Origin of the sequence: Pelomonas sp. Root1237 (assembly GCF_001425055.1) — a bacterium.
In the GTDB taxonomy this organism is placed as follows: Bacteria; Pseudomonadota; Gammaproteobacteria; order Burkholderiales; family Burkholderiaceae_C; genus Pelomonas.
This window is the reverse complement of the sequence record NZ_LMDK01000005.1, coordinates 15,247-25,914: the sequence shown is the minus strand read 5'-3', so window position 1 is coordinate 25,914 and position 10,668 is coordinate 15,247. Positions and strand designations below refer to the sequence as shown.

9 protein-coding genes are annotated in these 10,668 nt (G+C 68.7%); 4 read left to right on the top strand and 5 right to left on the bottom strand.

All coding sequences use genetic code 11. The features are described 5' to 3' along the window. The first annotated feature begins 67 nt into the window (after positions 1-67). Entirely contained in the window at positions 68-1,222 is a 1,155-nt protein-coding gene (locus tag ASC91_RS06495; protein WP_056194041.1) for a CaiB/BaiF CoA-transferase family protein, read from the top strand. On the opposite strand, the gene ASC91_RS06490 is transcribed toward ASC91_RS06495, so the two are convergent. Continuing rightward, on the bottom strand, positions 1,219-1,593 hold the full coding sequence (locus ASC91_RS06490) for a VOC family protein (protein WP_056194037.1): 375 nt from the start codon (positions 1,591-1,593) through the stop codon (positions 1,219-1,221). The two genes, ASC91_RS06495 and ASC91_RS06490, sit on opposite strands and share 4 nt — an antisense overlap. A gap of 103 nt (positions 1,594-1,696) precedes the next feature. Between ASC91_RS06490 and ASC91_RS06485 the strand changes: the two genes are divergently transcribed. The 3 genes from ASC91_RS06485 (at position 1,697) to ASC91_RS06475 (ending at position 3,504) form a co-directional block, all read left to right on the top strand. Then, a complete protein-coding gene (locus ASC91_RS06485; protein WP_056194282.1) occupies positions 1,697-2,170 on the top strand; it encodes an Lrp/AsnC family transcriptional regulator in 474 nt (157 codons plus the stop codon). 111 nt (positions 2,171-2,281) lie between these two features. Further along, a complete protein-coding gene (locus ASC91_RS06480; RefSeq protein WP_056194034.1) occupies positions 2,282-3,010 on the top strand; it encodes an NIPSNAP family protein in 729 nt (242 codons plus the stop codon). Between the two features lie 5 nt (positions 3,011-3,015). Beyond that, on the top strand, positions 3,016-3,504 hold the full coding sequence (locus ASC91_RS06475; protein ID WP_056194033.1) for a hypothetical protein: 489 nt from the start codon (positions 3,016-3,018) through the stop codon (positions 3,502-3,504). Here ASC91_RS06475 and ASC91_RS06470 read toward each other — a convergent pair. The 4 genes from ASC91_RS06470 to ASC91_RS06455 form a co-directional block, all read right to left on the bottom strand. After that, complete coding sequence (locus ASC91_RS06470; RefSeq protein ID WP_056194030.1) at positions 3,501-6,017, bottom strand: response regulator; 2,517 nt, start codon at positions 6,015-6,017, stop codon at positions 3,501-3,503. The two genes, ASC91_RS06475 and ASC91_RS06470, sit on opposite strands and share 4 nt — an antisense overlap. Positions 6,018-6,177: 160 nt before the next feature. Continuing rightward, positions 6,178-7,410 (bottom strand): glycoside hydrolase family 5 protein, encoded by a 1,233-nt coding sequence (locus ASC91_RS06465; protein WP_200955236.1) that lies wholly within the window; start codon positions 7,408-7,410, stop codon positions 6,178-6,180. Further along, positions 7,407-8,999 carry a cellulase family glycosylhydrolase gene (locus ASC91_RS06460; RefSeq protein WP_056194027.1) on the bottom strand — a complete coding sequence of 531 codons (1,593 nt, stop codon included), beginning with the start codon at positions 8,997-8,999 and terminating at the stop codon, positions 7,407-7,409. Before ASC91_RS06460 ends, ASC91_RS06465 begins: the two co-directional genes overlap by 4 nt. Continuing rightward, positions 8,996-10,609 (bottom strand): family 43 glycosylhydrolase, encoded by a 1,614-nt coding sequence (locus ASC91_RS06455; protein WP_056194025.1) that lies wholly within the window; start codon positions 10,607-10,609, stop codon positions 8,996-8,998. The genes ASC91_RS06460 and ASC91_RS06455 overlap by 4 nt, the downstream gene beginning before the upstream one ends. Positions 10,610-10,668: the final 59 nt, after the last annotated feature.

Below are 10,668 nucleotides of genomic sequence, written 5' to 3'. Positions count from 1 at the left end.
CGTCGGCGCCCTTGGTTGCGCCGGGCTTCTGGCCCAGACTGGCTGCCATCCTGACGAGCCCCCCGCCGTGAACGCCGCTGCCTTCCCTCCCTCCACCCGACCCGGCCCACCGGGGCCACTGAGCGGCGTGCGCGTGCTCGACCTGAGTGCCTACATCGCCGGGCCCTATGGCTGCACGCTGCTGGCCGACCAGGGCGCCGACGTGCTCAAGGTCGAGCCGCCGGCCGGCGACAACCTGCGCAACTACCCGTCCACGCTGGCTGCCGAGAGCCGTGCCTTCATCGGCGTGAACCGCAGCAAGCGCGGCGTCGTGCTGGACCTGAAGCAGCCCGCCGACCTCGCCGCCCTGCTGCGCCTGGTGCGCGAGGCCGACGTGCTGGTGCACAACTTCCGCCCCGGCGTTCCCAGGCGCCTGGGCATTGCGCACGAGCAGCTGGAGCTGCTGAACCCGCGCCTCATCTACTGCGCCGTGACCGGCTACGGCGAGACCGGGCCGCTGAAGGACAAGGCCGGCTACGACCAGGTGCTGCAGACGCTGACCGGCATGTGCGCGCTGCAGGGCAAGCGCGGCGGGCCACCGGAGATCCTCTACGGCTCGGTGGTCGACTACTACGCGGCGGCCCTGGTCGCTTCAGGTGTCGCGTCGGCGCTGTTCGAGCGCGAGCGCAGCGGGCGCGGCCAGTACGTCGGTGTGTCGCTGCTGCGCAGCGCGTTGACGATGCAGTCGGCTCGCCTGGTCTGGGCCGGCGATGAGCCGCTGGACATCGGCCGCGACATGCGCTCGGGCGGCGTCACCGGCATCCACCCGGCGCGTGAGGGGCATATCTACATCTCGGCCAACACAGCGCATTTCTGGGCGGCGCTGTGCCGCATCACGGGCCTGGACGATCTCGCGGCCGACGAGCGCTTCGACACCGTCAAGAAGCGCGCCGCCAACGCCGCCGGGCTGCTGACGAGGCTGCATGCGGCCCTGGCTACGCGCACGGCGCTGGAGTGGGAGGCCTTGTTCGGCGACGAGGTGCCTTGCGCGGCGGCCCGCCAGGTCGAGGACATGTTCCAGCACCCGCAGGTGCTGGCCGAGGGCATCGTCGGTGACCTGGCGCATGCGACCGTTGGCAGCTACCGCGGCGTCACGCGATCCATCGTCTTTGGCAGGACCCCCGGGCCGGAACCTTTCGCCGCGCCGACCCTCGGCCAGCACGACGACGAGCTCAAGCCTTAGGTCGCGTTCGTCAGCACCTCGATGCGATGGCCGTCGAGGTCATGGAACATCGCGCCGAAGTAGGTCTCGCTGATGTCGGGCCGGGGGCGTGGCGTGAAGATGTCGCGAGCCGCCGAGGCCAGCGCCACCTCATGTATGGCTGCAACGACGATGCGGTCCGGAGCGCCGAGAGCGATGTGGGCACCGCGCGCCGTTACCGGCTCGTCTTCGGGCACCGGGTAGAGGAAGAAGCACCAGCGCTCGGGCGTGCCGAAGGCGGCTTCGCTGCCGGTGTCGCGCAGCAGCGCCAGGCCCAGCGGCGCCAGCACGCGGCTGTAGAAGGCCACCGACTCGGCGTAGCGGCGGGTGCCCAGGGACACGTGATCGATCATCGAGAAGAACTCCTGTGGGGACGCCTGTCATCCTAGAAAGGGTGTCGCGGCGAAATCCGGCAAGATGCGCGGCTCCCTTGCCGTTTGGCCGCAATTTCAGAACATGCCCGAGCTGGACCTGGACCGCTTTGACCGCCAGTTGCTGACCCTGGTGCAGCAGGACGCCGCGCTGACCGCCGAGCAGCTGGCCGAGCATGTCAGCCTGTCGGCCTCGGCCATCCAGCGGCGGCTGAAGCGGCTGCGCGAGCAGGGCGTCATCCAGCGCCAGGTCGCCGTGCTGGACGCCGCCCAGATCGGCCGGCCGACGACCTTCATCACCGCCCTGCAGGTCGACAGCGAGCGCCCCGAGCCGATGGCGCGGTTGCGCGCCTGGCTGGATGCCGAGGCCGCCGTGCAGCAGGCCTTCTATGTGACCGGCGAGAACGACTTCGTGCTTGTCGTCACCGCCCCCGACACGACCGCCTATGAAGCGCTGATGGCGCGGCTGCTGGCCGACAACCCGCCCGTGCGCCGCTACACGACCCAGGTTGCCATGGGCGTGCTCAAGCGCGGCCTCAGCTTGCCGGTGCCCGAATGACCCGGCCCGCGGTTTTCGAGCGCTGACGTCGGCACGTCGTAAAACACGCCACGCATTGACAGGTATAGCGGCGCAGACTGCACGGACCTTGAACTCCGTGGACTCTGAACCATGCCTCTGCCTCTCGAAACCACACCGCCCGTCGCGCCGGACTGTCAGGTCGTCGAACTGCGCCAGTACACCCTGCACCCGGGCAAACGCGACACGCTGATCGAGCTCTTCGACCGCGAGTTCGTCGCCGCGCAGGAGGCCGTCGGCATCCGCGTGCTGGGCCAGTTCCGCGACCTGGACGGGCCCGACCGCTTTGTCTGGCTGCGCGGCTTCGCCGACATGGCCGCGCGCGGCGACAGCCTGCCTGCCTTCTATGGCGGGCCGGTCTGGACACAGCACCGCAACACGGCCAACGCGACCATGATCGATTCCGACAACGTGTTGCTGCTGCGCCCGGCCTGGAATGGCGCCGCGCTGCCTGAGCCGGCGCTGCCCCGCGCCGAACGCGGCGCGACGGCGCTGCCGCCCGGGCTTGTGCTGGCGACGGCCTTCCACCTGAAAGCGCCGGCCGGCCCTGAACTGCTGGGCCTTGCCCGCGGCCCGCTCAGCGATGCGCTGCGCGCCGCCGGTGCCCGACAGCTGGCCTGGTATGTCACCGAGGCCACGCCCAACAACTTCCCGCGCCTGCCGGTGCGCGAAGGCGAACACGTGCTGGTCTCTCTGGCTTTGTTCGATGACGCCAGGGCAGCCCTGTCGCGGGACTTCGCCGCATCACTTCAGCCCTGGCTGGCCAAGCCCACTCAGACCCTGCGCCTGGCGCCCACGGCCCGTTCCGCCCTTCACACCTGAACATCATGATCACGACTTCGACCCCGCAGGACTTCGACTTCTTCATCGGCCACTGGAAGGTCAGCCACCGCCGCCTCAAGGAACGCCTGCTCGGCTGCGAGGACTGGGAAAACTTCGAGGGAAGCTGCCGCATGTGGACGCTGCTTGAAGGCAGCGGCAACATCGACGACAACGTGCTGGAGCTGCCCACCGGCCCCTACCGCGCCCTGTCCATGCGCACCTTTGACCCGGCCACGAGCCAATGGGCCATCTGGTGGGTGGACGGCCGCAATCCGCATCGCCTGGATCCGCCGGTGGTGGGCGGCTTTGCCGACGGTGTCGGCGAGTTCCAGTGCGACGACGAGCTGCGTGGCCAGCCTATCCGCGTGCGCTATCGCTGGACGAACACCACCACGGGCCGGCCGCACTGGCAGCAGGCCTTCTCGGCTGATGGAGGCCAGACCTGGGAGGTCAACTGGGAGATGGACTTCGAGCGCGTGCCCGATCCCTCCTAACCTTGCTGCGCGCGGGCCGGCGGCGCCACCCAGGCCAGCAGCGTGCGCACCAGCTGGCGCGGATCGATGGGCTTGCTGACGTGGGCGTTCATGCCGGCGGCCAGGCAGTCCTGCACGTCGTGCTCCATGGCGCCGGCCGTCATCGCGATGATGGGCAGGCGGGCGTGCTGTGGCATGGCGCGGATCAGCCGCGTCGCCGTCGCGCCATCCATCTCGGGCATCTGCATGTCCATCAGCACGGCGTCGAAGGTCTCGTGCTTGAGGCGTTCCACCGCCTCCTGGCCGTTCTCGGCCACCTCGACGTCGAGCTTGACCATGGACAGGAAGGCGCAGGCCACCTGCTGGTTGACCGGGTTGTCCTCGACGAGCAGCATGCGCGCGCCGTGCAGGGGGCGCATGGTCTCGGCCAGGTCGGCCATGCTGCCGCCTGTCGGTGCCTCTGCGGCCGGCGGCTCGCCGCGCTGCAGTTGCATGAGGGCGTCGAACAGGCGCGATGGTGTGACGGGCTTGACGAGGATCTGGGTGCCAGCGCGGCCTTGCAGCTCTTCGGCGACGCGCTCGCTCGCATGCAGGCTGCCCAGCGCGATGACGGCCGGTGGCGGTGCGCCGCGCTCGGCCGCGATGCGGCGGGCCGTGTCGACGAAGTCCGCGCCGGCCGTCTTCCAGTCCAGCAGCAGCAATTCGTAGGGGTGCTGCGGGTCGGCCTGACGCAGGCGATACAGCGCCTCGTCGCCGAACGAGGCCACGCCGACCTGGAAGCGCCAGCTCTGCAGCATCTGCTGCAGGATAAGGCGCTCGGTGGGCTGGGCGTCGACGACCAGGGTGCGCATGCCGCGGATGCGGTGCAGGTCGATGCGCTCGGCGCCCGGCCTGGCCTTGCCGAAGTCGCAGGTGAAGGAAAAGGTGCTGCCCTGGTCGGGCAGGCTGCTGACCTCGAAGCTACCGTCCATCAGCTCGACGAGGCGCTTGCAGATGGCCAGGCCCAGGCCGGTGCCGCCGTAGCGGCGCGCGATGGAGGCATCGGTCTGGCCGAAGACCTGGAAGAGGCGATCCACCTGCTCGGGCGTCATGCCGATGCCGGTGTCGCGCACGCTGATGCGCAGCCGCATGCGGCCCTCGTGCTCGCCCACCAGGTCCGCCCGCACGACGATCTCGCCGCGTGGCGTGAACTTGATGGCATTGCCGACGAGGTTGTTCAGCACCTGGGTCAATCTCAGGCTGTCGCCCACCAGGCGATGCGGCAGGCGCTCGTCGAACTCGAACAGCAGGTCCAGCCCGGCCTCTTCCAGCCGCGCCGAGAACAGATGGCCGACGTTCTCGATCAGCTCCTCGGGGCCGAACTCCTCGGCCTCCAGCGTGATCTTGCCGGCCTCGATCTTGGAGTAGTCGAGGATGTCGTTGAGCAGGGTCAGCAGGGCCTTGGAGGAGGTCTGCACCTTGCCGAGGTAGTCGCGCTGGCGCGGGTCCAGCCGCGTCTCCAGCACCAGGTTGGTCAGGCCGATGATGGCGTTCATCGGCGTGCGGATCTCGTGGCTCATGCTGGCCAGGAAGAGGCTCTTGGCGGCGTTGGCGGCCTCGGCCTGGTCGCGTGCGGCAGCCAGCGCCTCGCCTTGGGCGTGGTCGGCCTCGTAGGCCTTGAACAGGCGCGCGTACAGCGCGCTGTTTTCCAGCAGCAATTCCATCAGCACGACCGAGCTGGCCAGCAGGCCGTAGATGCGGCCGGCATAGAAGCCGAGGTCGAAGCGCGCCGCGTTGAGCATGGCCGACAGTGCGATGTCGAACAGCCAGGCCAGGCTGACCACCATCAGCCACAGGTCCAGCACGGTCCGCGGCTGCTGGCGCCACAGCGCGGCCAGGGCGACGAGGCTGAAGGCCCAGACGCAGCCGACGGTGACCTGGAAGGCCAGCGAGTAGCGGCCGCCCACCAGCAGCTCGGGCAACCAGTCATGGCCCAGCGTGGTCATCGCGATGCAGCCGGCGCCGGCCAGCAGCGTGAGTGCGGGCCAGGTCAACGTCGGCACGGTGAACTGCGGCCTGCTCTTCAGCGCGACATAGCCGAGCACGAAGAGCGGAAAGCAACCATGCCACAGCATGTAGAGCCAGACGGTGGTTTGCGTCGTCGCACCGAGCAGGCCGTTGGCGCTGAACAGGCCCGGGAAGCTCAGCGCATGGGCCGTCGCCATCGCGGCGGTGAACAGATAGCCGCAGCCCAGCACCAGCAGGGCCTGGGAGCGCAGGATGCGGTGCTGGCCGAACAGCAGCACGGCCGTGATGAGGTCGGTCAGCACCAGGGCCGACTCGTAGATGGGGATGAAGGCCGGCACCGCCGCCAGCTTGAGCTTGGCAAAGGGCAGCAGGGCCGCGAACACGGCCACCGACAGCAGCGCGACGATCAGCGCATGACGGCGCTCGCGCGGGCCGGCCGGCTGGTCCAGCAGAAAGGCCGGCCGAGCGTGCGCCGGCGCGGTTTCAGTGGGAACACCGCCCTCCCGGGGCAGGCTGCTTGATTCCAAGTCGGCTCCCTGAGGCGCCCGAGGCTGCCGGGCTTGCTAACAGGATAGTCGAACTGCGTGGCGGCTCGCGCGACGGGTGACGCCCGTTTACACCTTGAGCTGAAGCGCCGCCCTCACGGGATGGCGGCGCCGGCGTCCCGTGACGGGCAGGGTCATGGGGTCACCCCGTCAACGCGTCCAGCACCTTGGCGTCCAGCACGACGTTGCGGCTGCGATCCAGCAGCGAGCCCGTGTCCCAGTAGAACGGCACCAGGCCGAAGGCGCGGGACCTCTGCGCCACGGTCTTGCAAAAGTAGGCGCGGCTGGCCTCGTGCAGCCGCAGCGCCTCGCCGGTCAGCGTGGTGCGGTGCTGGGCGCCGAACTCGCCGACGATGACGGGAATGCCCTTGTCGACGAAGCGCGTCTTCATCGAGCCGAGCAGGCTGTCCACCGCGTCCTCCTCGCCCCAGGTGGGGTTGTGGGCGGTATCGGTGGTGGAGTGGTTGCCCTGGCCCCAGTAGAAGAACTGGTTGCCCCAGGTTTCGTCCTTGGTCATGCCGGCGAAGTTCCACGGTGTGTAGTAGTGGATCTCCGCCATCAGCCGGCCGCTGGTCGTGTCCATCGGCCAGCCCGTCATCAGCTGTTTGGTGAGCTCCACATCGGTCGACGGCCCTTGCACGACCAGGTTGCGCCGGGCATTGCGGCCGCCGGTGGCGCGCACGGTGTCGATGAAGGTCTGGTGGTAGCTCATCAGCACGGCCATCTGTTCGGCCGTCTTGACGTTGGGCTCGTTGGCGCTGGCAAACAGCAGCCGCCCGTCGAAGTCGCGCAGTTGGGTCGCGATCTGCTGCCAGAAGGCCCGCTGCTTGTGGTTGTTGGCGACCTGCCTGTCGGGCGTGCAGTGCTCCTCCAGCCAGCCGCCGTCCCAGTGGATGTTGACGATGACGTGGAGGTCGGCGTCGATGCAGTACTGGACGACCTCCTTGACGCGGGCCAGCCAGGCAGGGTCGATCCTGGCGGTCGTCGCATCGGCGTACTGATCCCAGGATGTCGGCAGCCGGACGGCGTTGAAGCCGCTGGTCTTGATGAACTGCACGAAGTCGCGCGTGATCTTTGGGTTGCCCCAGTAGGTCTCGCTCTTGCCGCCCATCGCTTCCAGCGTGTTGCCGATGTTCAGGCCGGTGCGCATCTTCTGCGCGGCCTGCACGGCCGAGTCGGCCATGCCGGTGGTGTCGGCCGCCGCGGGCGCGATGTTGTAGTCGGGATAGGGCGAGCCGGCCGGGGCGGGGGCCGGCGCGGGCGCGGGTGCGGGTGACGGTGCGGGTGACGGTGCCGCGCTCACCGCTGCGCCGCCACCTCCGCCGCAGCCCGCCAGGCCGGCCGCAAGGCCCAGTACGGCCTCGCGCCGCTTCATGGCGCCATCTTGCTCAGGCTCAGCAGCACGACGTCGTGGCTGCGGAGTTTCAGCGTCACCGTGGCCGAGCCATTGGCGCCGACCTGGAGTTCGCGCTGCACTTCCGGCTTGTCGGTCGTCAGCCCCTGCAGCGTGGCGAGCTGCTTGGCGTCGAGGTTCTTCGGCGAGCCCATTTTCAGGTAGGCGGTGTGGGCGTCGTTGACCTCGAAACCGGTACGGCGCTGCGTGAGCTGGTAGCGGCCGGGTGCCAGATGGCGCAGCTCGACGGTCGCGCTGCCCGCGTCCCGGGCCGGCTGCGGCTTGCCGAAGAAGCTGCGGTTGCTGGCCGTCTGGTCGGGCTGGCGCCAGTCCCAGACGATGGCTTGCAGCTGGTCGCCGTCGGTCGCGGCCCAGGTGGAGGGGTCACTGGTCGGCACTTCCTTGCCCTGCAGTGCCGACAGGGCCGCCAGGTAGCGGTAGGCGAACCACACCGGCTTGCGGATGCCCTCGCGCGTCATCAGGCCGAAGCCGCCGTGGAAGGGCGCGTCCGGCGGGCCGGGTTCCTCGAACAGGTCGCTGTAGACCCAGTAGCTCATGTGCTGGGCGAGTCCTTGCGAAGCTTTCAGCTTGGTCAGCACATAGGGCGCGCTCATGTACGAGTCGTGCACCAGGTCGCGCGGGTTGTAGCTGGTGCTCCACTCGGTGAAGAACAGCGGCAGGCCCGGCAGGTGCGAGGCTTCGATCTCCTTGCGCACGCGCCGCACGTCACCGACGATGGCGTCGGGCGACTTTGACAGTTTCCGGTCTTCCTTGCCGAACTCGTCGAGGAAGCCTTCATCGACGCCATAGGTGTGCGTCGTGATGAAGTCCACCGGCGTGTTGGTGACCTTGGCGTGGGCCAGGAACTCGGGCACCCAGGCCGCGCCGGCCGTGGACGGGCCGCCCACGCGCAGCAGCGGGCTGACGGCCTTGATCGCCTTGGCGGTGCGGGTGTAGAGGTCGAAGTAGGCCTTCTGATCAGCCTTCTCCCAGAAGCCGTCGAGGTTGGGTTCGTTCCAGACCTCGAAGTACCAGTCGTGCACCTCAGCCGCGCCGTAGCGCTCCAGCAGGTGGCGGATGAAGGCGTCGATGAGCGCCACCCAACCGGCGGGCTCGGGGTGGGAGGTGTTGCCCTGCCAGTAGAAGATCTTGTTGTCCGAGGTCTTCAGCGCCAGCGGCGTGAAGCCCAGCTCGACGAAGGGCTTGATGCGCCGGGCCAGCATCGCGTCGTAGAGCTTGTCGATGCCGGTGAAATCGAACACCAGCTTGCCCGCGGCGTCGCGCGTCACCGTCTTGAACACGTCGTGGAAGATGGCGTGGAAGCGCAGGTAGCGGAATCCCAGTTCGTCGACCGCGGTCTTCAGCTGCGCGAGCGCATCAGGGCGGTAGGTCGTGCCGGGGTAGTCGGCGCCGACGCAGTGGTCGAAGAAGCGGTCCAGCGGCTCCTTGGCCTGGGCCACGTCGAGCACGATGCGGCGCTGTTGCGGGGCGGCAAGCGTCATGGGGGCAACCAGGGGCAGGGCGGTGGCGGCCAGCAACTGGCGGCGGCGCAGGGAGCGGAGTGAAGTCATGTCGGGAGTCCTCTGTAGACGAAGTTGCGGGCGCGCACCTCACCGGCGCCGGCGCTGAACAGCGCAGGCCGCAGGCTGACGAAGCCGCCGAACACGTTGTGATGCAGGCCGGAGACCTCCATCTGCCAGGAATGCTGTTTCCAGCTCTTGCCAGCGTCGTGCGAGGTGTGCCAAGTGATGACGTTCTCGCGGTTGACGAGGCGGATGTGCACACGGCGGGTGGCCATGTTCTCTCGCATCCACGAGTGCTCCTGGCCATAGCCATAGGTCAGCATCTGCGTGGTGCTGAAGCCGAGGCCGACGTGGCCGCGCTCCTCGTAGAACAGCGCCAGGCCACCATGGCCGTCGCCGATGATCTCCAGCTCAACACTGACCTCGTAGCTGCGGTCGCCGCAGGCACAGGTCAACGGCGAGGAGTCGGGTAGGGCCTTGCCTTTGCCGCGGATGACGAGGGCCTTATCCGCACCGCTCTCGAAGCGCAGGCGCTTGCCTTCATCGGGCCCCGGCGCATGGAAGGCCCATTGCAGGCCCAGCTTGCCGCTGGAGAAATCGTCGGACAGCGCGAAGCCCGCGGGGCCGCGTTTGCCACCGCGCGGCTTGGGCAGGGGCTTGTCCAGCGTGCCGCCCTTGGCGCGCGGCCAGCCGTCCTGGGTCCACTCGACGGGCTCCAGCAGCGCCTGGCGGCCCAGCGTGCGCATGCCGTTCTCGTAGCCGTGATAGACCATCCACCAGTCTCCCGCCGGCCCTTCAACGAGGCTGGCGTGGCCGCGCGACCACCAGGGCTCGCCGGCGCTCTTCGTGCGCACGATAGGGTTTTGCGGGCAGTCCTCCCAGGGCCCGTGGACCGAGCGCGAGCGCGCCACGGTGACCATGTGGCTGGTCGGCGGCCCCGCCGTGCCGCCGACGGCGGAGATCAGATAGAACCACTCGCCACGCCTGAGCAGCTTGGGCCCCTCGGGCGCGAACATCTCGACGACCCAGTCCTTGGGGTATTGCCAAGGTGTCCAGGCGTTGTTCTCCAACGCGCCGTCGGTGGCGAGGCCATCGTCCTTGAGCCGCACGCGGCGGCCGCCGTTGACGAAGAGGTATCGCCGTCCGTCCTCACCCACGACATGGCCGGGGTCGATGCAGCCGGGGATCTTCAGATCGATGGGCGCGCTCCATGGCCCGCGGATGTCGTCGGCGTGGATGACATAGACGCCCGTGCCGGCGTCTTGCAGCACCGGGATGTAGATGAAGTAGCGGCCCGCGTGTTTGATCAGGTCCATCGCCCAGACGGTGCCGATGGGCTGATGCAGGGCCGCGGTGACGGGCGTCCAGTTCACCAGGTCCTGCGAGTGCCAGATGACGGCGCCCGGATAGGACTGGAAGGACGAGAACGTCATGTAGTAATCGGCACCGTCCTTCAGGATCGTCGGGTCGGCGTGGTCGCCTGGCACGATGGGATTCAGATAGGTCCCATTGCCCAGGTCGGCCTTGCGCTGACCTTCGATGCCAAAGGCGAAACTACGAGATCCGGGCGTGGCATCCGTCGTCGACGCGCGGGCAAGCGTGCTTGCGCCGGCCGCAGTGCCGGCCAGGATGGCGGGAAACGCACGGCGAGTCCACATCGATGTCTCCAGGAATGTTGTTCGAATCAGGCGCTTGCGGTGGGCGCGGCAACGCGGTC